Genomic DNA, 23795 nt, shown 5'->3' on the forward strand with positions numbered 1-23795 from the left:
CGGAGGCGTTTGTGCGCCTCCGCACCTTAACGGGCTATACTGCACATCCTATGGTTGTTCATGCGATTCTTCCGGCAGCGGGTTTGGGCACGCGCATGGCTGTGTCCGGTGTCAGCGCCAAGCAGTTTCTTTCACTCGGCGGTGTGCCGATTCTGATCCACAGTGTTCGCGCGTTTGCGGACAAGCTGAATGTGTCGACTGTGACGCTGGCGGTGCGTGCGACAGAGATTGATCATGTTCGTGCTCAGCTTAAGCAGTATGGGTTTGGCGACAAAGTGCGCGTGGTGACCGGCGGCGAGACGCGGCAGGAGTCAGTGGCTGCGGCGCTGCGGTCGCTGGATGCTGGTGATGACGATATTGTGCTGGTGCATGATGCGGTGCGTCCGTTGATTGAGCCTGCCACGATTGAGCGCACGATTGAAGCGATTGCCAAGCATGGCGCGGCGATTGTGGGTGTGGGCGCGATTGACACCATCAAGCTGGTGGAACGCACCGCAGATGGCGCGATCATCACTGGCACTGTGCCGCGTGAACGTGTGGTGCAGGCGCAGACTCCGCAGGGCGCTCGTTATGCGGATATGTTGCGTGCGTTTGATGAGGCTGAGGTGGATAGCTTTGCCGGTACGGATGAGGCGAGTCTGCTAGAGCGTGCGGGTATCACCGTGGCTGTGGTGCAGGGGTCGTCAACGAACCTGAAGATTACGCAGCCGGGCGATCTGGAGCTTGCCGAGTTTTATCTGAAGGCTCGCAGGTAAGCGTTTTAACGCTACGCGCGAACGATTGTGGCGCGAATAGCCATGGATGATTCGCGTGGTGACGCGGCTGCTCGCGATACCATTGCCACGACCCCATGAAGACACTTGCTCTTGCTGCTCTCCTTGTTGCCTCGACTGCGTTTGCGCAAACCGTTCCGCAGGCGAACGATCGTTTGATCTTTCAGACTCAGAACGGCTGGTCACCGCGTGTGAACGTGGAGGCTGGCTCGGTGATGGTGTATGGCATCAGCGAGAGCATGCCGGATCGCATCAAGTCATGGAAGGACCATGGCTACCGCGTGACGGTGATGACTGGCGTTGCGTGGGGTACGTATGGCGACTATCTGCGTGGCGAGTTTGATGGCAAAGAACACTGGGACGAGACGCAGCAGGAGTCCAGCGGCAAGCTGATTCTGCATGGCGGTAAAGAGGTGCCATATGTTGCGCCTTCGGAAAGCTATGGCAAGTATCTCAGCCGTGGTGTGCTGCGCGCTTTGGATGCGGGTGCTGAAGCTATTTATCTTGAGGAGCCGGAGTTCTGGGCTCGCGCGGGTTGGAGCGAATCATTCAAGCGTGAGTGGGCGGCTTATTATCACGAGCCCTGGATTGCGCCGGACTCGTCGCCGGATGCGCAGTATCGCGCGAGCAAGTTGAAGTACTTCCTGTATCAGCGTGCGTTGGCGCAGGTGTTTGCTGCGGTGCGTGTGTGGGGCAAGGAGCATGGCAAGGTTGTGCCTTGTTATGTGGCGACGCATTCGCTGATCAACTATGCGCAGTGGCAGATTGTTTCGCCGGAGTCGTCGCTGCTGGATGTGGGTGCGGATGGATACATTGCGCAGGTGTGGACGGGTACGAGCCGCGCGGTGAATGTGTATCAGGGCGTGAAGGCAGAGCGCACGTTTGAGACGGCGTTCCTGGAGTATGGCGCGTTGCAGAACATTGCGCGTTCCAGCGGCAAGCGAATCTGGTACCTGAACGATCCCATTGAAGATAATCCCAATCATTCGTGGATTGATTACAAGCGCAATTGGGAGTCGACGCTGGTGGCTTCGTTGTTGCAGCCAGAGGTGAGCAGCTACGAAATTCTGCCTTGGCCGGATCGTATCTTCGGGCCGAAGGCATTGCGTCCTTCTACGGAACCAACGGAAGCAAATCCGAAGCCGCAGCGCACGTTTATTCCGGCGGAGTATGAGACGGAGTTACAGACTGTGTTTCATGCGTTGGGGCAGATGCAGGGACAGACGGCGAAGTGGCAGGTGAGCGGCACGCAGAACATTGGTGTGTTGGTGAGTGACACGTTGATGTTTCAACGCGCGAAGCCACTGCCTTCCGATGCTGACCTAGGCAACTTCTATGGCATGGCGCTGCCGTTGGTGATGCACGGTGTTCCTGTGGAACCAGTGCAGATTGAGAGCACGTATCGCGGTAAGGATGCAGCGGATTTTCTTAAGCAGTACAAGGTTCTGTTTCTTACCTATGAGGGACAGAAGCCGCCGTCGCCAAAGTTTCATGATGCGATCGCTGCATGGGTGAAGGCTGGTGGTGCGCTGGTTGTGATGGATAACGATGGTGATCCTTACAACCACGCGCAGGACTGGTGGAATGACAACGGCAAGACGCAGGTGATTCCCCGCGATTTGCTATTCCGCACGCTTGGTCTGGATGCAGCGAAGGAAGGCACGCATCGTGTGGGCAAGGGCGTGGTGATCTTCCGCAAGGTTTCGCCTTCTGCCATTGCTCAGGATGTGAAGGGGCCGGATGCGGTGCTTGCCGTGGCGAAGGAAGCTGCGGCACAGGTGAAGTTGCCCTGGCGTGAGTCATCGGCATTAGTGTTGCGGCGTGGGCCGTTTGTGATTGCCTCTGGGTTTGATCGACCGGAAGGCACACCGGAGCGTGCGATTACGCGTGTTGCGAACAGCGCTGTTGCTTCACTGGATAAGAACAATACGAGCAATGTGACGCATGAAGAGGCTGTTGTATTGCCGCACACAACGCCTGCTCCTACGGTGTTGCGTGGCGAGTATGTTGATCTGTTCGACGCGCATTTGAAACTGGTGCAGAACCCGCAGGTGGCAGAGGGAGAGCGGCGTTTGTTGCTTGATCCTTCTGTTGTTGCCAAAGGCAAAGCGCATGTTCTTGCCGCGAGTGCGAAGGTGACGGATGAGCAGGTGACTGCGAGTTCGCTACGCTTTGCGGTGTCGAACATTGATGCTCGTGATGAGCATGACGTGACGGCTGTGCGGTTGATGTTGCCGCGTGCTGCGAAGAGTGTGACGGTGGATGGAAAGCCGCTCACGCCTGGTAAGGGAGAGAGCGGCACGTTGTTGCTGGAATTCAAGGCGAGCGCAACGCCTCAACAGGTGAATGTGACGTTCTAGTTCAACATGCCGATGGTGTGCAGCCACACTTCAACGAGGTGTGGCCACGCCGTTGCGGGATACTTTGTTGGTCGCAGACCGAAGGCGTGCGCGCCTTCTGCGTAGGAATGGAACTCGACCGGCACCTTGGCTTTGATGAGTGCGGCTTCGTAGCTGAGCGCGTCCCAGATGCTGTCCACGTTGTCGTTCTCGTTTTGAAGAAGGAACGTGGGCGGTGTCTGCGCGGTGATGTGGCTTGCGATGTCCGGGTTCAGTTCCAGCGTGCCTCGCTTGAAGCCGAGATGACCGGGGTAGAGTGCAACGGCGAAGTCGGGGCGGCAGCTTTGGTCGTCTGCGGCATCTACGCGTGGGTAGATGCGTTTGTCGAAATGGACGCTCATGCCTGCGACCATATAACCGCCTGCTGAGAAGCCGAGCACGCCGATCTTATGTGGGTTGATTTTCCATTCGGCCGCATGTTGGCGAACGAGGCCCATGGTGCGTTGCGCATCTTCGAGCGCCATGGGGGATCCGGGATACGCACCCCAGTATGGGGCTGAGCGCGGCGCGGGTACGCGGTACTTCAACACAATGCAGGTGATGCCATGCGTGGTGAGCCAGTCGCAGACCTCTGTACCTTCCAGGTCAATTGCGAGTTCCATGAAGCCGCCGCCGGGGAATACGACTACGGCAACGCCGGTGTTGTTGGACTTGGGTGAGTAGACCGTCATGGTGGGTCGCGAGACGTTTTCAATGCCGCTGGATGGCTTGCCACCAATGAAGTACTTCGGGTCGGTGGTTGTCTCCATGCGCTCTGGACCCTTGGCTGGCAGTGCGTCGGGAATTTTTCCGGGCCAGATGGGGATTTGTGTGTGGCCGGGAGATGGCTGCCACGTGTTGGCCTGCGCCCTGAGCATGGGCAGGCATGTGAAGACGGCGAGGCAAAGGAGCAACAGACGTGCGGAACGCAGACGGCTCACGGGAAAACCTGATGTGTGGAGTGGTGCGGCAGCGGGATGCGCGGCGGCACCAGCACAGGCTACGCCCGTGGCCTGTGCATCGTGCCGGAGGTATCCGCGTTGCTACTACGTCAGTTTCAGCATCTCGTTGGCGCACTGGAAGCTTGCCCAAAAATATTTCTGCAAAAACCCTTGGAATATATTCCGATATAGGAATATATTCTTGCCATGACACGGAGATCACATTCTGCGGATGTCTTCAGCGCCATCGCCGAGCCGCGGCGGCGAGAGGTTGTTGCGGTGCTTGCGGATGGCGAGGAGTATGCCGTCAATGAGATCGTGCTGCGGATGAAGATGGCTCAACCTGCCGTCTCAAAACACCTGAACGCCCTGCGCAAGGCCGGGGTGGTGACGGTGGTCAAACGCGGACAACACCGCATGTATCGTCTCGATGCCTTGGCGCTTAAGCCGGTGCATGACTGGGTGCGGGAATTCGAACGTTACTGGACGCACCAGGTGGATCAGATCAAGCAGCGTGCCGAGCAGAAGGCGCTGGAGAGATTGATTCGTATCGACAAAGACAAGAAGTAAACCCAAAGGGGGAGCAATGGCAGCCACAGTTATAGAAGGCGTTTTGCATGCCTTTGAAATCGTTAAGGAAGAACGAATCGCGGCTCCGATTGAGATCGTCTTCGAGACCATTCTGGAGCAGATGGGACCGCTTAATTCCACTCCGGAAAAGCCGATGCCGATGGTATTGGAGGCGTGGCCCGGAGGACGGTGGTACCGCGATCTGGGCAATGATTCTGGTCACTTCTGGGGAAATGTGCAGGCCATCAAGGCGCCTTCGTTGCTTGAAATCTCGGGGCCTCTTTTCATGTCCAACCCTGCGGTTTCGAATTTGCAGTATCGGCTTACAGAAGAGGATGGCGAAACTGTGATGCGCTTTCGTCATCGTGCGATGGGCTGGGTTGGCGATCAGGAACGTGGCGTGGATGCCGGCTGGAGCAACATGATTGAACGGATTCGCGAGGCTGTAGCGGAACGAGCGAGGAAATAGCCATGTGTCCCTTTTGCATTTCGACTGCGGTATGGATTGCGGCGGGTGTTGCATCTGCGGGAGGAGCTTCCGCGCTTGCTGTAAAAATTTGGAACTCAAAGACGCACAAACAGGAGGTGAACGGTGACAACGAATGAGCAGATTGCGCAGATGAAGAAACCCGCCGTGGTTTCTGCAGAAGAATGGCAGAACGCATGGCAGGAGATGCTGGTGAAAGAGAAGGAATTCACTCGTTCACGCGACGCTTTGGCAGCGGCACGCCGTCGGATGCCCTGGTTTGCAGTGGAGAAGGAGTATGTCTTCGAAGGGCCGCAGGGCAAGGTTTCACTGCTGGATCTATTCGATGGACAGCGGCAGCTTGTGCTGTATCGCGCGTTTTACGACTCGAATGTTTATGGCTGGCCGGAGCATGCCTGCGTTGGTTGTTCGATGGGGGCAGACCAGGTTTCGAACCTGTTGCACCTTCATGCACGCGACACCTCGCTGGTGTATGCATCGCGTGGATCGCAGGAGAACATTGCCACGCTGAAGCAGCGTATGGGATGGGATGCGATTCCCTGGTTCACCATTACGGATGACTTCGATAAGGACTTCGGTGTGGATGAGTGGCATGGCCACAACGTGTTCTTTCGCGATGAGCACGACAAAATCTTCCGCACGTACTGGGTGAATAGCCGTGGCGATGAAGCGATGGGGAATGTGTGGAGCTATCTTGACGTGACTCCGCTGGGACGGCAGGAACTTTGGGAAGATTCGCCTGAGGGTTATCCGCAAACGGAACCGTATAAGTGGTGGCGTTGGCATGATGCTTACGGGAAAGAAGATGCGAAGTGGTCGAACGTTGTTGATAACGCGACGGTACTTCTTAACCTGTAAGAGTGAGCAAGATCGACGCGCGATCACGAGTGGAGGGTATGTTCTAAGTCAGGGAGCGACTGCATGAACATACAGAAGCAAATTCAGGAGTATATCGCCGCGCAGCCAGAGCCCAAACGCGGCGATATACAACAACTGCATTCCATGATTCTGGCGCTGAAGCCCACCTGCAAATTGCGGTTTCTGGATGGGAAGGACGAACACGGAAAAACTGTCTCAAACCCAAACATTGGTTATGGTTCGCAGAACATTCCCTATGCCAATGGAAAAACCAGAGAGTTCTATCAAGTTGGACTGAGTGCGAATACGACAGGCATCTCCGTCTACATCATGGGCATAAGTGACAAAAACTATCTCGCCCAGACATTTGGTCCGGAACTTGGCAAAGCAAGCATTACGGGATATTGCATTAAGTTCAAAACACTCTCAGACATAAAAATGGATGTACTGAAAGCCGCAATTCAATATGGCCTGGATCGCGAGTAAGCGTGCTGATCTCGAGCGATCCAGGCATTGCAACTCGTTAGAGCTTCAACATCATTTCGTTGGTTTGGTTGAAGCCAGCCTTCTCATAGATGGGTTTGCCGAAGGGCGAGGCATGCAGTGTGATGACTTTGTAGCCGAGTTCACGGCATAGATCGGTGGCTGCCTCCAGGATACGCTTCGCGTAGCCTTTGCCGCGGGCTTTGTCTGCTGTGTAGAAGTTCAGTAAATAGGGGCGGCCCGCTTCCGTGTGGAGATAGTGCGGCGGGAAGTCGCCGAAGAAGATGCCGCCGCTTGCCATTACTTCGCCTTCTTCTTCGAGGAGCAGACCCACGTAGCGGCCATCGGCAAGGCGATCGCGTACCCACGGTTCGAAGTTGGCGTCCATCGTGTTCAGTCGCTCTTCGGTTGCGAACTCATTGGCAGTGAACATGGCGTGGCGATGTTCGGTGATGAGCTTCGTGTCTTCGACGGTGGCTTGGCGGATGGTGGACATCTCTGTGGTCTCCTTCAGCATTGCAGTAGTGCGAAAAGAATGCAGGTCCTTCGGCTTCACTTCGTTTCGCTCAGGATGACGCTTCGTTCGTATGAGCTTCGCTTGTGGTTGAGAGACTTCTGTTGGTTGGTGAAAAGAAGAAGGGCGGCCTGTGGGCCGCCCTTACTTGGCTTGGTGGGCGGCTTAGCTGCCGCCCTGATTGGGTGACAGCGATTTAGCGGGCTGCTCCTGCGAGCTGCTCGGCACCGGCCTTGAGAGCTGCGGCCTTGTCCGTGTTCTCCCAGGTGAAGCCTTCGCCGCTACGGCCAAAGTGACCGTAGGCTGCGGTGGCCTGGAACTTGGGCTTGCGCAGGTCGAGCGTCTCGATGATGGCCTTCGGCGTCAACGAGAAGTTCTCGCGGACGAGCTTGGTGATTTCGCCTTCGGAGATCTTGCCCGTGCCGAAGGTGTCAACCAGAACGCTGACCGGCTCAGCTACGCCGATGGCGTATGCGAGCTGAACTTCTGCGCGGTCTGCGAGGCCGGCAGCAACGATGTTCTTGGCGATGTAGCGCGCCATGTATGCAGCCGAACGGTCAACCTTGGTGCTGTCCTTACCGGAGAATGCGCCACCACCGTGACGACCCATGCCACCGTAGGTGTCCACGATGATCTTGCGGCCGGTCAGACCGGAGTCGCCCATGGGGCCACCGACAACGAAACGGCCGGTCGGGTTGATGTGGTACTTGGTGTCTGCGTCGAGAAGCTCAGCGGGGAGGACAGCCTGGATTACGTGCTCGAGGATGTCAGCGCGTAGCTGTTCGGTGGTGACAGCTTCGTCATGCTGCGAGGAGATGACGACTGCGTCGATGCGCACGGGCTTGTGGTCAGCGGAGTACTCCACAGTGACCTGGCTCTTACCGTCGGGACGGAGGTAGCCGAGCTTGCCGTTCTTACGCACTTCGGTGAGGCGTGCGGCCAGCTTGTGTGCCAGCGAGATGGGGGTGGGCATCAGCTCCGGGGTCTCGTTGGTTGCATAGCCGAACATCATGCCCTGATCGCCCGCGCCGCCCGTGTCCACGCCCATGGCGATGTCCGGCGACTGCGAGTTGATGGAGGAGATGACGGCGCAGGTGTTGCTATCGAAACCGTACTCGGAGTGGGTGTAGCCAATGCCTGCAACTGTCTCGCGGACGAGCTTCTGGAAGTCGACGTAGGCCTTGGTGGTGATTTCGCCAGCAACTACGACGAGGCCGGTGCAGGTGAGAGTCTCGCACGCAACGCGGCTGTACGGATCCTGTGCCAGGCAGGCATCGAGGATGGCGTCGGAGATCTGGTCGGCAATCTTGTCGGGATGGCCTTCGGTGACGGACTCAGAGGTAAAGAGGAAACGATCGCGAGTGGACAAAAACTGCTCCTTGAGGCGCTTGCAGCGAGGAATAGATATTCGATCCATTTTAACGCGCATGGATGCAGAAAACGCTGATTAAGGAAGGAATGAGTACTAGTGCGTTCTGTAAATGGCCGGAACCCACTTCTTTTCCGGCAGATGCACGATGCCGCGACGCACAAGAACCCATAGAACACCGGCGGCAAGGGCAAGGACAATGAGCAACATAGCCACGACGCCGAGCCAGCGCAGGCGGCGGGCCGGGGCATCCGTGACGCGGCTGCGATGTACGGCTTCGGCGAGTTCACGCCAGTCGTCTTCGTGTCCGTTGGTATCGAGGCCTTTGGCGCGCATGGCGTCCAGGAAGCGACGGACGGTTTCGTCTACATCAAGTCCGCAGAAGTTGGCGTAGGAACGAACGATGCCACGATTGAAGACTCCGCCGGGCAGGTCAGTGTAGCGGTCTCCCTCAAGCGCCTGAAGGTGGCGCAAGGAGACACGCGTGGAGACTGAGACCTCGTCGAGCGAGATGCCGCGCGATTCGCGCTGCTCCTTGAGTTCCTGACCGAATGGCATGCGTTCCGATGCTCGTAATGTACTCTGCAGAGTTTGCGACTGACGCTACGCCGTCATGCTACATGTAACCCGTTAAAAACCAAAGATACTGGCAGATAAAAAGCCTATTACCGAACCTGAAATGGAACGGCTGATATTGCCAGCAGGGTCAAAACGGGTTGCGATATAAGGGTGAGCTAAGAAATTCCGCTCGGAGAGTGCTGTGAAAGCTTGCCGTTTGTTGTTCGTTCTTCTTGTTGCCGTACTTGTTTCGGTGATTTCGTCACGTGCCCAGGAGCGCTGGTCCGCTGACAAAGCAAAGGATTGGTATGCCAAGCAGCAGTGGTTGGTGGGCGCGAACTACGTGCCTTCCGATGCCATTAACCAGCTTGAAATGTTCCAGGCAGCAACGTGGAATCCGGCGCTGAATGACAAGGAACTGGGATGGGCTGAAGGCATTGGCATGAACACCATGCGCGTGTTCCTGCATGACCAGTTGTGGGCGCAGGATCCTGAGGGGTTCAAGAAGCGGCTGAATGAGTTTCTGGCCATCTGCGCGAAGCATCACATCAAGCCGATGCTGGTGCTATTTGATTCTGTGTGGGACCCCGAGCCAAAGCTGGGACCGCAGCATCCTCCGATTCCGGGAGTGCATAACTCGGGATGGGTGCAGAGCCCGGGACGTAAAGGCCTAACTGATCCTGCTTATGAGCCGAAGTTGGAAGCGTATGTGAAGGGCGTTGTTGGTGCGTTTGCGAAGGATGATCGCATCCTGGCATGGGACATCTGGAATGAGCCGGATAACGACACGCCGCAGTACGGTGTGATTGCGAACAAAACAGCGCGCATCGATTACTACCTGCCCAAGGCGTTTGCATGGGCGCGTAGCGAGCATCCGATACAGCCGTTGACCAGCGGTGTGTGGCATGACGATTGGAATCCCGGGAAGTTGAAGTCGACCGCGAAGATTCAGCTTGAAGAGTCTGACGTGATCAGCTTCCACAACTACGGATGGCCTGAGGAGTTTGAGGCGAAGATCAAGGAACTGCAGCAGTATGGCCGTCCGATCATCTGCACGGAGTACATGGCGCGTGGTGCGGGCAGCACGTTTGATAACAGCTTGCCCATTGCGAAGCAGTATCACGTGGGTGCCATCAACTGGGGTCTTGTGGATGGCAAGACGCAGACGCGTTATCCGTGGGACTCATGGAAGAAGCCCTATGTGATGGATCAGCCGGTGCTTTGGTTCCATGATGTGTTTCATGCGGATGGCACGCCCTATCGTCAGCATGAGGCGGAGTTGATTCGGCAATTGACTGGCCGGGGCATGCAGTAGAGAGCAAAGCGCGAACGCCGTGGTTGCAGGGAATCCTCTGCGATCACGGCGTTTGTTGTTTACAGAACTTGTAGGGCGTCTAGTGCTAACCTTGGCAGTGACGCATTATCTTTTCACGAGGTTTCACGACACATGGCTACAGCCGTAATCGCACCCGAAGAAGTTCTCCCGTACAAGGTCGCTGACCTATCGCTTGCTTCATGGGGACGTAAGGAAATCGACATTGCCGAGCAGGAGATGCCCGGCCTGATGAGCATCCGTGCGAAGTATGCTGCAGGCAAGCCGCTGGCGGGTGTACGCGTGACCGGATCGCTGCACATGACCATTCAGACGGCTGTGCTGATCGAGACGTTGAAGGACCTTGGTGCCGATGTTCGCTGGGCAAGCTGCAACATCTTCTCCACGCAAGATCATGCGGCTGCTGCTATTGCAGAGACGGGCACGCCGGTCTTTGCATGGAAGGGCGAGACCCTGGAGGAGTACTGGTGGTGCACGTACCAGGCACTGACGTTCCCTGGTGGTCTGGGACCGCAGCTTGTTGTGGATGATGGTGGCGATGTGACGCTGCTGATCCACAAGGGCGTTGAGTTGGAAGATGGTGACCGCAGCTTTGTGGATGCGAAGACTGGCATCAGCGAAGAAGAGGCCGTGATCCAGAAGCTGTTGCTGAAGGTGCTTGCTGAAGATCCGCAGCACTGGCACAAGCTGGCGAAGGAGTGGCGTGGTGTTTCGGAAGAGACCACGACGGGTGTACATCGCCTGTACGAGATGATGCGCAAGGGATCGCTGCTGGTGCCGGCCATCAACGTGAATGACTCCGTGACCAAGAGCAAGTTCGACAACCTGTATGGCTGCCGCGAGTCATTGGCCGACGGCATCAAGCGCGCAACGGACGTGATGATGGCGGGCAAGGTTGCTGTGGTCTGCGGTTACGGCGATGTGGGCAAAGGCTCTGCGCATTCACTGCGTGGTATGGGCGCTCGCGTCGTTGTTACGGAAATCGATCCCATCAATGCTCTGCAGGCTGCGATGGAAGGTTTTGAAGTGACCACGCTGGAAGACACGCTGGGTCGTGGCGATATCTATGTCACCTGCACCGGCAACCTGGACATCATCACGCTGGAGCACATGCAGCAGATGAAGGATCAGGCCATCGTTTGCAACATTGGTCATTTCGATAACGAAATCCAGATGGAGCGCCTGAACAACTCTGGCGCAGAGAAGCTGGAGATCAAACCGCAGGTACACAAGTACACGTTTGCCAAGGGCAATGCGATCTTCATCCTTGCGGAAGGCCGCCTGGTGAACCTGGGTTGCGCAACGGGTCATCCTTCGTTCGTGATGAGCAACAGCTTCAGCAACCAGACGCTGGCGCAGCTTGATCTGTGGAAGAACAAGGACACCTACGAGGTGGGTGTGTATGTACTGCCGAAGCAGTTGGACGAGGAAGTCGCTCGGCTGCATTTGGAGAAGATTGGCGTGAAGCTGACGACACTCTCGCAGAAGCAGGCTGACTACATTGGCGTGAAGGTAGAAGGTCCTTATAAGGCCGAGACTTACCGCTACTAGCTGTTTGTTGTTCGTGGAAGGGCGCGGCTTCGGCTGCGCCCTTTTTCGTGCCATGAATATGGCGCATTCAGGCATAGGTAGGCATGGCCACACGCAGGACTCCCTGTCAGACAGGGCGGCATCCTAGCCTGCGATGAGGTGAACTGCTATGCGCCTAAGCATTGCGTTGTTCGTTTCGAGTTTTCTTGTGGCCGGGGCCGGCATGGCTCAGACGACGATGACTCCGCCCGCCGCCGCAACCCCCGGTCAGCCGGTCGCACCTGTGGGGCCGCCCAGCGTGAACAACCCTCCGAAGCCAGGTGCGCCCGCGTTGCCAACGGCGCCCGGAACCTTACCGGAGCAACCCGCGCCGGGAGGCGTAGCGCCGACTCCGTCGCCGTCCACGCCTTCTACCGCTCCGGGCAGGTCACCCACGCCCAGCCTGTCACCGACTCCGGGAATGTCGCCCGCGCCGATGACGCCGCCCTCTGGTGCATCCGTCAACGGAACGACGCAGACTACGCCGTCTGGCAGTTCCACCCAGACGCGTGGCAGTGGTCGAACTGGCCGAACGGGTGCCAATTCCTCGACATCCACCACAACGACGACACCGTCCACAACCATTCCCAGCTCGCAGCCCGGTGCACCGGGATCGAACGTGGCTCCTCACTAGAGAGGCGCTTTCCTAATCACGCAGGAGGTAAACCCAAATGAAGCACACCACGATGACTACCGCGCTGCTGGCGCTTTCCCTGACATTTGCAGGCAGTCTGGCAGCACAACAGACCAATGAGCAGGCACGACAGGACGCAGCGGCGCAGGCAAATATGGATCAGCATGCGTCGAAGCAGCAGAAGAAGGCAGCTAAGGCCCAGGAAAAGGCCGATCAGAAGCGCGAGAAGGCGCTGAATACCGACGCATCCAAGGATGCAGCCAAGGCCCAGGACAAGGCGGATAGCCAGGCAGTGAAGGCTGGCGAAACTCCGCGATAAATCGGTTTCTTCAATAGAAAAGGCCCACCCGAATTGTCCGGGTGGGCCTTATTTTTGTGACTTTGATTACTTGTGAGCGGCGGCCTTGGTGGCAACCGGTGCGCCCTGTGTCTGGCGGAGTGCGCCTTCCACCATGGCGAAGACGCGGTTGGGATCGTTCGATCCGCTTTCACTACCGGAGACGATCTGCCACTTGTTCGCGGTGGCCACCACAATCGTGGGGGTGCGGGTGACGTTCAGCTTCAGGCCCAGGTTGTAGTCGGCCTGCACTTCTGCGGCGAACTTGGGATCCATGGAGAAGGGCATGGCCTGGCCGTGCTGCTGCATCCAGCGGCGGGTGAAGTTCTGGAGATCATCCTTGCTGTTCAGCGCGGGCTGCTGGACGAAGACGTCGTCGCGGTACTTGTTGGCCATGTCAGGGCTGACACGGTCCTGCAGGTAGCGGGCGAAGATGGCCGCGTCTTTGCTCCAGACGTGCATCTGGAGGGGGAAGTCATACCGGATCAGCGGTACATGGTATTGGGCCGCAGCGCGCTCCATGATGGGATTGGCGTTCCGGCAGGCGGGGCATTCGAGGTCGAAGAATTCAATAATCGCCACCTTGTGACCGGCGGGCGGCTTCAGCATGGAGGTATCGCGGAAGGTGGAAGGATCGGGTGTTCCGGCGAACTGTGCGTGGGCGGCGGGTACTGCGGCAAGGCCGATGGCAAACAAAGAAGCGGCCACGGTGCGGCGAATCGACATGGGTTTCGGGTCTCCCGGCGCGGGCTCACAGGCCACACATGCGCCATGTTCTGCATTCTATGACGTATCGCCCGGCGGAAAGTCGCTGAAGAGCAAGGTGGCGCACGATAAACTTTCCGCAACCGTCAGGCCCTTCCGGGAATCGAATGAAATGTCTGCCCCTTCCGGGGCCCTGAGTCAGAAAGCCTTGAGCGAAAGCGTTTATACAAAAAGATTGCCGATGTGGGCCGCCGTGGTGCTGGCGGCGCCGATGGTTGCCTCTGCGCAAACCCAGCCGGTTCCGCCTGTACAGGAACCCGCCATCCAGACTGCGCCCGCGCCGCAAAAGCAACCACCTGTTGCGGATGCGCTGAATCTTCCAGAAGCTCCCGCACCGCAGGCTGTGTCGCAGCCGGTGCAGGCAGCCTTGGCCGCAGCCAAGCCTCAGGATTTAGGTCATGGTGTGACGACGCCGGTCTCCACGGGACAGCCCCTGGCGCTCTCGCTGGACGATGCCGTGCGTATCGCGCTGGAACATAACCTGACGATTTCGGTCGATTTGCAGAATCAGCGACAGATCAGCGGATTGCAGAAGACGGCGTTCAGCGCTCTGATTCCGACGATGACTGCCGTGGGTAAGACCAATACCCAGGAAGTGAATCTGGCGGCGATGGGCTTTAAGCCGTCGTCCGTGGCCGCGTTGCTGCCCCCGGGAACGACCTTCAACACGATTGTGAAGTTTGACACCACCGGCGCCCAGTTGAATGTTTCTCAGCAGTTGTTCAACCTGCCCGCGTATGAGGTGTACAAGGCTTCGAAGTCTGTAGCCGATGTGGCGAAGTGGCAACTTTATCTTGATCGCGGCGACGTGGTGAACAAGGTAGCCGCGCAGTACATCCAGGTCCTGTCGGACATGGCTTCCATTGAGAATTCGAAGTCTCAGGTGGCCAGCGATCTTGAGTTGGAACGACAGTCGCAGGCACGCAAGGACACAGGAACGGGCACGAACCTGGATCTACTGCGCGCACGTGTGGAGCGACAGACGCGCCAGCAGGAATTGATCGCCAACACGGCTCAGTTTGAGAAGGACAAGGTGCAGTTGAACCGGCTCATGGGGCTGGCGGCGGATCAGCCGTTGCAGTTGACCGATGCGGTTCCGTACCACGAGCTGGAAGCTTTGCCGCTGGAAACAGCGAATCAGGTGGCGTTGAAGCGTCGTAAGGATCTGCTGGCTCTGCAGGCGCAGATGAAGACTGCTGAATTGCAGCGCAAGGCTGTGAAGTATGAACGCCTGCCTGCGGTGACGCTTGGCGGTTTCTATGGTGTCCTGGGGCAGACGCGTGGCTTGTATCACGGTGTGTTCTCGGCGCAGGGCGGTATCAACTTCCCCATCTTCGAAGAGGCACGTATTCGTGGCGACCGCGAAGTGGCCGATGCACGGCTGGTGCATCTGCGCAAGGAAGTGGATAGCCTGAAGGCCTACATTGAGGCGCAAATTCGTTCGGCGATGCTGGATGTGAATACTTCCGACGAGCTGGTGAAGGATGCCACGAGTAATGTGGATCTGGCGGCCGAGGCGCTGGACGAGACGCGGCAGCGTTATCGTGCAGGCATCGACGACAACCTGCCAGTCGTTCGTGCGCAGGCGACGTTGGCGAATGCGCAGGCACAGCTTGTAAGTGCGCTGTATCAGTTCAATACGGCTAAATTGCAACTTGCGCGTAACACTGGCGTGGTGGAGTCGCAGTACGACACTTACCTGGGCGACTAAAGTTTCTGTAGTCTGCTAACGGCAGACGCAATGGGTGCGTCCTTGCTATGTCACCATAGAAGACAGGGATGCCCGACTCCGCCTATTCCAGTGAAGTGCACCACGGCAAACGCCCGTTAGATTCTGAAGGTAAGGAAGGCGCGGCGTTTTCGTCGCGTAACTTTCGTCGCTATCAGCTTGCGCGCATGCTGGCCATTATGGGTGCCGAGGCGCAGTCCGTCGCCGTTGCGTGGCAGATTTACCAACTGACACATAATGCGTTTCTACTGGGCTGCACTGGCCTGGCGCTGTTTCTGCCTGGCATCTTCTTTGTGTTGCCGGCGGGGCATGCCGCGGACCGTTACGATCGCCAACGCATTATTGTTCTCTGCTACGCGATGCAGGCCATATGTACAGCGATCTTGTTGTACATGTCGCTGGTGGGCGTGCGGCATGTGCTGTACATCTACGTGATGCTGTTCTTCATTGGTGCGGGGCGCGCATTCAGCGGGCCAGCATCATCGGCCATTCAGCCGCAGCTTGTACCCAAGGGCGCGTTTGTGAACGCGATGACCTGGGGCTCGGCGATCTTTCAGATTGCGAACATCAGCGGACCTGCCATTGGCGGATTGCTCTTCACCATTCAGTTTTCCGGTTCGATGGCCCAGTGGACGGGTGCGCCCATTGTGTATGCGTTGACCATGTGCACCATGCTGACGTTTGTGGTGCTGGTGAGCACGCTGCGGCCGCGCAAGGAGCAATCGGAGAGCCGTGCCATGTCATTGCAGACGATGATGGAAGGCGCTCGCTACGTCCGAAACGCAAAGCTGCTGTTGGGATCGATCTCGCTGGATATGTTCGCGGTGCTGTTGGGCGGTGCTGTGTCACTGATGCCCATCTTTGCGCAGGACATTCTTCATGCCGGACCGCGTGGACTGGGCATTCTGCGTGCCGCACCCGCGCTAGGCGCGTTGTGCACTTCGATTACGTTGTCGCTGCGACCCATTCGGCACAGCGCGGGTAAGTTGATGCTGGTGGCGGTGGGTGTCTTTGGTGTGGCGACGGTGGTGTTCGGGCTGTCCAAGTCACTGCCACTATCGTTGGCGGCCCTGTTTGTGCTGGGCGCCAGTGACAACATCTCGGTCATCGTGCGGCAGACGATCTTGCAGCTTGGCACGCCGCCTGCGATGCGTGGTCGCGTGTCGGCCATCAACTGGCTGTTCCTGGGCGCTTCCAATGAGTTTGGTGAGTTTGAAAGCGGCTTAACGGCACAGTGGTTCGGCGCGGTGCGTGCTGTGGTGTTCGGCGGTATTGGGTCGGTCATGGTGACGGTGTTGTGGAGCATCTTCTTTCCCAAACTGCGGAATGTGAATTCGCTGAATGCGGAAGAGTTGTTGAAGGCGAATGCTGCCTATGCAAACAGCGAGCCTGTCGATTAGAGAGCAGCTTTCTGTTGCCCTTGGTGAATGTGGTCTGCAGTCTGAGTTAATCTGCTTGCGATATGGGCATGTTCGATACTCCAGCTACCAGTGGTTCCGGGAACGATGTTCCTGAGAGCAAAGGGCCTTCCATTAAGAAACTGATTTTGTGGTTCACGCTGCTGTTGGTGGTGGTGGCTGCGGTGCGTGTGTTTCTGATCTGGCGCACGCGGCATGAGGCTGCGAAGCCTGTCGCAGCTGTGGAAGAAAGCTACACCGCGGATGAGATGGTGTTGCCGCGTAAGCTGCATCAGACCGATCTGAAGGATGCGCGTGAGTTGAATGGAAAGCGTATCTGGGTCTATGCAGCCGGGCAGTTGAATGCGTATCCTGCGACGGCAGCGCACATGGACTATGCGCATCCCGGGCCGCTGTTGCTGGGTGCGGAGCCGCTGGAAGTAGTGAATTTCATTGAGCAGAAGGCGCCTGCGTCGGTGTATAGCCGTGTTCCCAAGGGCGATGCGCAGGTGATCATGCTGTTCCATCGCAAGGACGATCCTGCGAAGTTGTGGGGCGTGCCGGTGGGCGATCGTGAGGGCAAGTTTTATAACTTCTTCCTCGATGAATGTTTCTTCTACGACGATCCGCACGAGTTGTACAAGCACTGGAAGCCTGAGGTGTGGAAGGCCGTGGACGAGCATCGCGTGGAGAAGGGTATGAACGAGTTGCAGACCGATCTTGCGCTGGGGCAGGTGAGCAAGCCGGGGCCCGGGCAGGTGGGCGATCGCACTGTGTTGTTCGACAACGACGGCAAGCCGGTCTCAGTGACGTTTGTGAAGAACAAGGCCGTCAGCATTAACTAACGGCTGTGAATCGATAAGAAAGGGCAGGCATTGCGCCTGCCCTTTCGCTTTTAGCCGAGGAGGATGGCTTCTCGGATAAAGCGGCCAACTTCAGCGATCATGGCTCCGCGCTTTGTCTCTGGGCCGGGGCATTGCGTGATGTAGCAGGTGACGATGACGGGCGGCCGATGGATGGGCCACAAGATGGCGATGTCGTTTGTTGTGTGTTCGCCGTTGGAGCCGGTTTTGTCTGCGGCGCGCCAGCCTTCCGGCATGTCTTTGCGCAGGCGCTCGAGGCCGGTAAGGCTGTTCTCCATCCACTCGGTTATCTGGCGGCGCGATGCAGGCTTGAGGGTATTGCCTAACAGGATGCGTTGCAGATTCTTCGCCATGGCAACGGGGGTGGTGGTGTCGCGCGGGTCGCGGTCGATGCTGGAATTCAGGTCCGGCTCATTGCGGTCGAGGCGTGTGAATTCATCGCCGATGGAGCGTGTGAATGCCGTGATGGCCGGAGGGCCTCCAATGGCGTCCAGGAGGACGTTGGCGGCGGTGTTGTCGCTCTGGTTGAGGATGGCATTGCAGAGGGCAGCGACCGACATGGTTGCGCCTGCATGCGGTTCTGTTAGAGGCGAGTGGCCGATGAGTGGCTTGTTCGGGATGGGAAGCGACTGATCGAGAGACTGCTTGCCGTCGTCCACGAGTTTGAGAACCGCGGCTGCCAGCAGAAATTTGAAGGTGGAGCACATGGGGAAGCGCTGGTCCTCGCGGTTACCCGCGAATTTTCCATTGCCGGTGTCCAACGCATAGACGCCGATGCGGCCACCGCTGGCTCTTTCCAGCGCAGCCACCTGTTGCGGCAGGCGCTGGAAGATGTTTCGCTTCTCGTCCGCATGGGCTTGTGGAAGAGCCAAAGAGAATGCGGTAAGGGCGGACGTGGAGAGAAAGCTGCGCCGGGTGAGCATGTATTCATTCATGCGGAATCGTGGATGTGGAAACAAGTCCATTTACGATTGCTTGCACCTCGTTGGTCAAGGGCGCATCCTTTAGGGGTGCACCGGGTTTGTTGCATGCAGAGGAGATAAAGCTGGTTCCGACAGACTCAGAGGATATTGACCAGACCACGCGACGTACGAATCGCGCCGCGGAGGCCGTATTGCAACGCGCGCGTTCGGCGCATCGTCATGCCATGGAGGTGGGCGCGGACCTGGGCAATGAGGGGTTGCGTTTCACCGACAAGGTGCGTTTGGCCTACTGGAATGCCTTTCAGCATGACTGCCTGAACACGGCTAAAGCGACGGCGTATTCGGCCATCTTTGCCATCTTTCCCATGATTGCGGTTGTAGCCGCGTTGATTGCGCTGGTGCCTTACACGGGGCCGCTGCGGTCGCAGATTGAAGTGTTTGCTGTCCGCGTTTTGCCGGACAGTGTGTGGCCGCTGTTTTCGGGTTTCTTCAACACCACGCACAGCAAGCCGCAATCGACGACGGTGCTTCTTGCGGCCATCTTTGTGAGTGTCGGCGGTGCGGCGGGTGTGTTGGCAACGCTGATGGAAGGGTTTCGCCGCGCTTACGGCCTGACGGAGAACTGCTGGGGCGGGGGATGGCGCGGACAGTTGCGTCGGCAGTTGCAGTCGTACCTGATGGTGCCGATTGCTGCGTTGCCTATGGCGGTGGCCAGCCTGCTGGTGATCTTCGGTCACTACGGCTTGCTGGCTCTGATGCGGTACTCGCCTACTGGTTGGGATTCGGGGCTGTACTGGACCGCGAATGCTGTTCGCTGGGTAGCGTCGCTGAGCGCGACGGCTGCCGTGCTGGCGGTGATTTATCGCTTTGGGATCCCGGTGCGTCCAAGCTGGCGCGAGGTGATGCCGGGAGCAGCTTTTGCAACGGCAACGTGGTTTGTCTCAACCTTGGCATTCGGCTTTTATGTCACGCGATACACGCACTATTCGAAGGTGTATGGATCGCTGGGAACGGGCGTGGTGTTGCTGGTATGGCTCTTTCTGACGTCGCTAACGGTGCTGTGCGGGGCCGAGCTGAATGCGGAGCTTGCACGCGATGCCGGGCCGACTGTCTTTGATATTTGAGTTAGTGTGTGAATTTTTCATGAGTGCGGATATCAGTCCGGAGTGAGCGATATTCGCCCGAGTTTGCCGGAATCCGTATAGTTACCGATAATGCGAGAGGCCCCATGCACAGATTGTTTCCCTTCTTCGAGGGGAAAAATTAAGCTGTGCCGACGGGAATTTTCATACGTCCGGTCTGGAGAACGATGAGCGAAGGTAATTTTCTGCTGGGCGGCCTGGGCCGCAGCGCCAAGATTGTAGGAACGCTGGGACCGGCGTCGTCTTCGCCGGAGGTCTTTCGGCAGTTGGTGCGCGCGGGTCTGGATGTGGCGCGTTTGAACTTTTCGCATGGCTCGCATGAACAGAAGGCGGAACTGATCCGCATGGTGCGCGAGGTCAGTGAGAGCGAAGGCAAGCCGATCTGCCTGCTCGCCGATCTGCAGGGCCCGAAGATCCGTACGGGCAAGCTCGTCGACGGCAAGCCGGTGCTGCTGGAAGCTGGCAAACAGCTCATCATTACGCCGCACGAGATGAAGGGAACCGTCGAGAAGGTGAGCACCGTGTTCCCGACGCTGGCGGAGAACCTGGGACCGGGCGATACGATTCTGCTATCCGACGGTTTGATTGAGCTGAAGGTCGCGCGCGTCGATGGTCTGGACGTGGTGTGCGACATCGTCAACGGCGGCTACCTGGGCGAGAACAAGGGCATCAACCTGCCGGGTATCCCGGTGAAGGTTCCCGCGCTGACTGAGAAGGACGAGGAAGATCTCGAGTTCATCGCGAAGCAGGGCGTGCATGCGCTGGCACTGTCGTTTGTGCGCACGGCGGAGGACATTCGTTACACGCGCCGTCGCATGAAGGAACTGAACTTCGACGCATGGATTGTGGCGAAGCTGGAAAAGCCGCAGGCGATTGAAAACCTGGAAGAGATTCTGGAAGAGACCGATGCGCTGATGGTTGCGCGTGGTGACCTGGGCGTGGAAGTGCCGCCGGAGAAGGTGCCTGCAATTCAGAAGCACATCATTCGTCGCGCGCTGGCGTATCGCAAGCCCGTGATCACGGCGACGCAGATGCTGGAAAGCATGATCGACAATCCGCGTCCCACGCGTGCAGAAGCCAGCGACGTGGCCAATGCCGTGTATGACGGCACGGATGCCGTGATGCTTTCGGCAGAGTCGGCAGCGGGCAAGTATCCGGTGCAGGCCGTGGCCATGATGGCGAAGATCATTGTGGAGACGGAAGCGCAGATGACGCTGGATCCCACGACGGCTCCGCAGCTTCCGATGCACGCCAAGGGCGCGAAGCTCAGCGTTGCAGAGACCATCTGCGAGAGCATGGCGCATTCGGCTGAAGATCTGGATCTGAAGGCAATTGCCGTGTTTACGGAGTCGGGAACGTCAGCGCGTTTGCTGTCGAAGTACCGTCCCAACGTACAGATTTATGCGCTGTCGACAGAGCTGGATGTTATCGGCAAGTGCATGATGCTGTGGGGCGTGTACCCGCTGCGCGTGGACCGTTTCGGCGGCGGCGATCTGCAGATTGAGATGGCTGAGCAGAAGCTGCGTGAACTGGGTCTGGCAAAGCCGCGCGAGGTGCTGGGCATTGTAGGTGGAACGGCCAGCCGCATCGGTGGAACTAACTTCATGAAGCTGCATGAGATTCCGGACGCGTAGGCGACAGATGTCGATCCATGTTTCGATCCGAAGCGGAGCCTACGGGCTCCGCTTCGTTTGTTTTGCTGCTGTGTTGCTTGTATGCGGTGCGACGTACGGCCGTGCTCAGACAGCGTTTGATGTTGCGTCGGTTCGGCTAAACACTGGCGAGGGAAGATCACTGCTGGAGGCGACGCCGGGCCGGTTTGCGGCGACGAACATCTCTGTGCAACGGCTCTTACTGATTGCATACAGCAGCCAGGATTTTCAGATGGCCGATGCGCCGTCGTGGACGGCTTCGGAACATTACGACGTGACCGCAAAGGCGAGTGGCGACACAACCGTGAATCAGATGGAAGGGCCGATGCTTCAGGCTCTGCTGCAGGAGCGCTTTGGATTGAAGGCGCATCGAGAGATGAGAGTCCTGCCGCGTTACGAGTTGAAAGTTGCAGAAGGAACATCCAAGCTTCGTCGCTCTGTTGAGGGAAGCTGCAAGCCATACGTGAAAGACGCGCAGCCGGATATGGCTTCCAATGGGAAGCCTGCGGTGCCCTTTTGCGGCTTGCACAGGACTGAGGAAGGCCCGAACCGCAGGTTGGAAGGTAAGGGAGTCACCATCGCGGATTTGGCGGCAAGTCTGTCGCATAGCTACAACACAGACCTGAACAGCGTTGTTGTGGACGTGACGGGGCTGTCGGGCGGATTCGACATGAGCTTGCGATGGACGAATGATACGGACGCTCAGCCGGTGACAGGATTATCCGCAGATCCGTCGTTGCCAACCGCTTTGCGTGAACAGCTTGGACTCAAGCTTGAGCGTTCCAAAGGCGAGGTTGAGGTGCTTGTGATCGATCACATCGACCGGCCAGAGGCGAACTAAAGTTCTAACGGCCTATGCGGAGCCGTTTGGCGAGCCTTTCCGGCAGGCCTGCGAGCAGGATGCGGCCCTGCGCCAGATCGATGTCGTACGGAACGCGATGGAAGGTGATGGTCTTTGCGTTGCTGTCGTAGATGGCGTATGCAGCGCGCGGGTCCAGATCGCGCGGCTGGCCAACGGAGCCGGGATTCAACAGGTAGCGGCGGCCTTCGTCCATCGACATTGTCCAACAGCAGGGGCCGGAGCCGCGAAGGTACTTGGGCGTCACGGTGAACCAATGGCCGTCCTGCCAACCGAAGCCGCCCTGGATGTGGGTGTGGCCAAAGAAGGTGACCTGTTGCTGCATGACCTGCAGCGGCTGCCACGCATCGCGAATGTTCAGGATGTAGATGTCTTCATGTACGGGGGAGCCGTGCGCGAGGGAGACATCGGCGTTGTCCGCCTTGATGGGCCCGTGGGGAAGCACCTTGAGCCACTCAATGGATTCCGAGGAAAGATGTTCCCGTGTCCACTCCACGGCTTCGCGTGCGGATGGGTTGAAGGTCTCGGCCGACTCGATGCCACTGGCGACCTTATCGTGATTGCCACGCACATTCTGGGTGGCGCGGCGACTCATCTGGTCGACGACTTCGTTGGGACTGGCGCCGTATCCGACCACGTCCCCAAGGTTCCATAGCGCATCCCATGAGCCTGCGTCTTCCAGCACAGCATTGAGTGCTTCAAGATTGCCGTGGATGTCGGAGAGAACGAGTGCGCGCATCAGGAAACAGGGTCTGCGCGGACGCGCGAACCTATCCATGCTATCGCAATGTTCGATAGGACGCGTCAGAGTGTTGCGAGGGGGCGTGTCCGGTCGGTGTGCATGGTGGGCACGGCGGCCAGCAGGGCACGCGTGTAGTCGTCCTGGGGGGCCCGGAAGAGCTCGGCGGCGGTGTTGGTTTCCAGGATGTGGCCGTGGCGCATTACGGCCACGCGGTCGGCTGTTTGCGCTGTCACGGCCAGGTCGTGCGAGATGAAAAGCATGCTCAGGCCGTGTTGTTCGCGGAGGTCGCGCAACAGGCGAAGGATTTGGGCCTGTACTGTGACGTCGAGCGCGGTTGTGGGCTCGTCTGCAATGAGCAGTCGCGGCTGGTTGACCACGGCCATGGCGATCATGATGCGCTGGCGCTGGCCACCGCTGAACTGGTGCGGGTAATCCTTGCTGCGGCGTGTCGGATCGGGAAGCGCAACGTTGTTCAACGACTCAAGGACGCGATCCTTTACTTCTGCCTTGTTGAGCTTTGGATGATGCACGCGGACGGCTTCGGCGATCTGTTCACCAATGGTCATCGCGGGATTCAGTGCCGTCATGGGCTCCTGAAAGATCATGCTGATGTCGCGTCCACGACGTGCGCGCATCTGCTTCTCTGAAAGCTCCAAAAGATTATGGCCGTCGAAGTGGATGGTGCCGGTCATCGCTGCAGAAGGAGCGAGAAGACGCAGGATCGCAAGCGAGGTGACAGATTTGCCGGAACCGGATTCGCCGACCAGGCCGAGCACTTCGCCTTCGTTAATGGAAAACGAGATGCCATCCACGGCGGTGCTGTTGCCGAAGCGAATGTTCAGGTTTTCAACGGAGAGCAAAGCCATGGCGTTAGTGTAGCGGGACTGGAAGACAATTCGATTGCGTGACGGCTGATGGT

The 23795-nt window shown here is 58.1% G+C and carries 24 protein-coding genes; 15 read left to right on the top strand and 9 right to left on the bottom strand.

The genetic code is table 11. From position 1 onward, the window contains the following. Positions 1-50: 50 nt before the first annotated feature. Complete coding sequence (ispD, locus tag BLT38_RS00770) at positions 51-755, top strand: 2-C-methyl-D-erythritol 4-phosphate cytidylyltransferase (protein ID WP_083343473.1); 705 nt, start codon at positions 51-53, stop codon at positions 753-755. 95 nt (positions 756-850) lie between these two features. Beyond that, entirely contained in the window at positions 851-3133 is a 2283-nt protein-coding gene (locus BLT38_RS00775; protein WP_083343474.1) for a hypothetical protein, read from the top strand. Here the strand turns inward: BLT38_RS00775 and BLT38_RS00780 are convergent. Beyond that, on the bottom strand, positions 3130-4092 hold the full coding sequence (locus tag BLT38_RS00780) for an alpha/beta hydrolase (RefSeq protein WP_231966658.1): 963 nt from the start codon (positions 4090-4092) through the stop codon (positions 3130-3132). The genes BLT38_RS00775 and BLT38_RS00780 overlap by 4 nt on opposite strands. A 207-nt stretch (positions 4093-4299) precedes the next feature. On the opposite strand from BLT38_RS00780, the gene BLT38_RS00785 reads away from it, so the two are divergent. The 4 genes from BLT38_RS00785 to BLT38_RS00800 all read left to right on the top strand — a co-directional run bounded on the left by BLT38_RS00785 (position 4300) and on the right by BLT38_RS00800 (position 6493). Further along, positions 4300-4662, top strand: a complete 363-nt coding sequence (locus tag BLT38_RS00785; protein WP_047497811.1) for an ArsR/SmtB family transcription factor — start codon at positions 4300-4302, stop codon at positions 4660-4662. A 16-nt stretch (positions 4663-4678) separates the two neighbouring features. After that, complete coding sequence (locus BLT38_RS00790) at positions 4679-5131, top strand: SRPBCC family protein (protein WP_083343475.1); 453 nt, start codon at positions 4679-4681, stop codon at positions 5129-5131. A 123-nt stretch (positions 5132-5254) separates the two neighbouring features. After that, positions 5255-6007, top strand: coding sequence for a DUF899 family protein (locus tag BLT38_RS00795; protein ID WP_231966659.1), 753 nt, complete (start codon positions 5255-5257; stop codon positions 6005-6007). A gap of 63 nt (positions 6008-6070) precedes the next feature. After that, positions 6071-6493: a DUF1801 domain-containing protein gene (locus BLT38_RS00800; protein ID WP_083343476.1), complete on the top strand. Its 423-nt coding sequence runs from the start codon at positions 6071-6073 to the stop codon at positions 6491-6493. A gap of 37 nt (positions 6494-6530) precedes the next feature. Here BLT38_RS00800 and BLT38_RS00805 read toward each other — a convergent pair whose 3' ends face one another. The 3 genes from BLT38_RS00805 to BLT38_RS00815 all read right to left on the bottom strand — a co-directional run bounded on the left by BLT38_RS00805 (position 6531) and on the right by BLT38_RS00815 (position 8931). Beyond that, on the bottom strand, positions 6531-6986 hold the full coding sequence (locus BLT38_RS00805) for a GNAT family N-acetyltransferase (protein ID WP_083346843.1): 456 nt from the start codon (positions 6984-6986) through the stop codon (positions 6531-6533). A gap of 214 nt (positions 6987-7200) precedes the next feature. Then, on the bottom strand, positions 7201-8373 hold the full coding sequence (gene metK, locus BLT38_RS00810) for a methionine adenosyltransferase (protein WP_083343477.1): 1173 nt from the start codon (positions 8371-8373) through the stop codon (positions 7201-7203). Positions 8374-8469: 96 nt separating this feature from the next. After that, the gene (locus BLT38_RS00815; protein WP_083343478.1) at positions 8470-8931 is read right to left on the bottom strand and encodes a helix-turn-helix domain-containing protein; all 462 of its coding nucleotides are present in this window, start codon (positions 8929-8931) and stop codon (positions 8470-8472) included. 202 nt (positions 8932-9133) lie between these two features. On the opposite strand from BLT38_RS00815, the gene BLT38_RS00820 reads away from it, so the two are divergent. After that, a complete protein-coding gene (locus tag BLT38_RS00820) occupies positions 9134-10246 on the top strand; it encodes a cellulase family glycosylhydrolase (RefSeq protein ID WP_083343479.1) in 1113 nt (370 codons plus the stop codon). A 132-nt stretch (positions 10247-10378) separates the two neighbouring features. Next, positions 10379-11815, top strand: a complete 1437-nt coding sequence (ahcY, locus tag BLT38_RS00825) for an adenosylhomocysteinase (protein WP_083343480.1) — start codon at positions 10379-10381, stop codon at positions 11813-11815. A gap of 246 nt (positions 11816-12061) precedes the next feature. On the opposite strand, the gene BLT38_RS00830 is transcribed toward ahcY, so the two are convergent. Then, positions 12062-12418, bottom strand: coding sequence for a hypothetical protein (locus tag BLT38_RS00830; protein WP_083343481.1), 357 nt, complete (start codon positions 12416-12418; stop codon positions 12062-12064). A gap of 86 nt (positions 12419-12504) precedes the next feature. Between BLT38_RS00830 and BLT38_RS00835 the strand changes: the two genes are divergently transcribed. After that, positions 12505-12786 carry a hypothetical protein gene (locus BLT38_RS00835; RefSeq protein ID WP_083343482.1) on the top strand — a complete coding sequence of 94 codons (282 nt, stop codon included), beginning with the start codon at positions 12505-12507 and terminating at the stop codon, positions 12784-12786. A gap of 66 nt (positions 12787-12852) precedes the next feature. Here the strand turns inward: BLT38_RS00835 and BLT38_RS00840 are convergent, their stop codons facing one another. Continuing rightward, positions 12853-13530: a DsbA family protein gene (locus tag BLT38_RS00840; protein WP_083343483.1), complete on the bottom strand. Its 678-nt coding sequence runs from the start codon at positions 13528-13530 to the stop codon at positions 12853-12855. Positions 13531-13750: 220 nt separating this feature from the next. Between BLT38_RS00840 and BLT38_RS00845 the strand changes: the two genes are divergently transcribed. From BLT38_RS00845 to BLT38_RS00855, 3 genes are all read left to right on the top strand, one after another. Beyond that, on the top strand, positions 13751-15280 hold the full coding sequence (locus BLT38_RS00845) for a TolC family protein (protein WP_231966660.1): 1530 nt from the start codon (positions 13751-13753) through the stop codon (positions 15278-15280). Between the two features lie 68 nt (positions 15281-15348). Continuing rightward, positions 15349-16698: an MFS transporter gene (locus tag BLT38_RS00850; protein WP_083343484.1), complete on the top strand. Its 1350-nt coding sequence runs from the start codon at positions 15349-15351 to the stop codon at positions 16696-16698. A gap of 68 nt (positions 16699-16766) precedes the next feature. Beyond that, positions 16767-17540 carry a hypothetical protein gene (locus BLT38_RS00855; protein ID WP_083346845.1) on the top strand — a complete coding sequence of 258 codons (774 nt, stop codon included), beginning with the start codon at positions 16767-16769 and terminating at the stop codon, positions 17538-17540. Positions 17541-17590: 50 nt separating this feature from the next. Here BLT38_RS00855 and bla read toward each other — a convergent pair whose 3' ends face one another. Further along, positions 17591-18523, bottom strand: a complete 933-nt coding sequence (bla, locus tag BLT38_RS00860) for a class A beta-lactamase (protein WP_231966661.1) — start codon at positions 18521-18523, stop codon at positions 17591-17593. Positions 18524-18579: 56 nt separating this feature from the next. Here bla and BLT38_RS00865 point away from each other — a divergent pair, with 56 nt between their 5' ends. From BLT38_RS00865 to BLT38_RS00875, 3 genes are all read left to right on the top strand, one after another. After that, a complete protein-coding gene (locus BLT38_RS00865) occupies positions 18580-19605 on the top strand; it encodes a YihY/virulence factor BrkB family protein (RefSeq protein ID WP_231966662.1) in 1026 nt (341 codons plus the stop codon). A gap of 185 nt (positions 19606-19790) precedes the next feature. Next, complete coding sequence (pyk, locus tag BLT38_RS00870) at positions 19791-21257, top strand: pyruvate kinase (protein ID WP_083343485.1); 1467 nt, start codon at positions 19791-19793, stop codon at positions 21255-21257. A gap of 7 nt (positions 21258-21264) precedes the next feature. Further along, positions 21265-22116, top strand: coding sequence for a TIGR03435 family protein (locus tag BLT38_RS00875; protein WP_172838096.1), 852 nt, complete (start codon positions 21265-21267; stop codon positions 22114-22116). Between the two features lie 4 nt (positions 22117-22120). On the opposite strand, the gene BLT38_RS00880 is transcribed toward BLT38_RS00875, so the two are convergent. Continuing rightward, positions 22121-22873, bottom strand: a complete 753-nt coding sequence (locus tag BLT38_RS00880) for a metallophosphoesterase family protein (RefSeq protein ID WP_083343487.1) — start codon at positions 22871-22873, stop codon at positions 22121-22123. A gap of 65 nt (positions 22874-22938) precedes the next feature. Further along, positions 22939-23742, bottom strand: coding sequence for an ABC transporter ATP-binding protein (locus BLT38_RS00885; protein WP_083343488.1), 804 nt, complete (start codon positions 23740-23742; stop codon positions 22939-22941). Between the last annotated feature and the right edge of the window lie 53 nt (positions 23743-23795).

Origin of the sequence: Terriglobus roseus, assembly GCF_900102185.1 — a bacterium.
Classification (GTDB): domain Bacteria; phylum Acidobacteriota; class Terriglobia; order Terriglobales; family Acidobacteriaceae; genus Terriglobus; species Terriglobus roseus_A.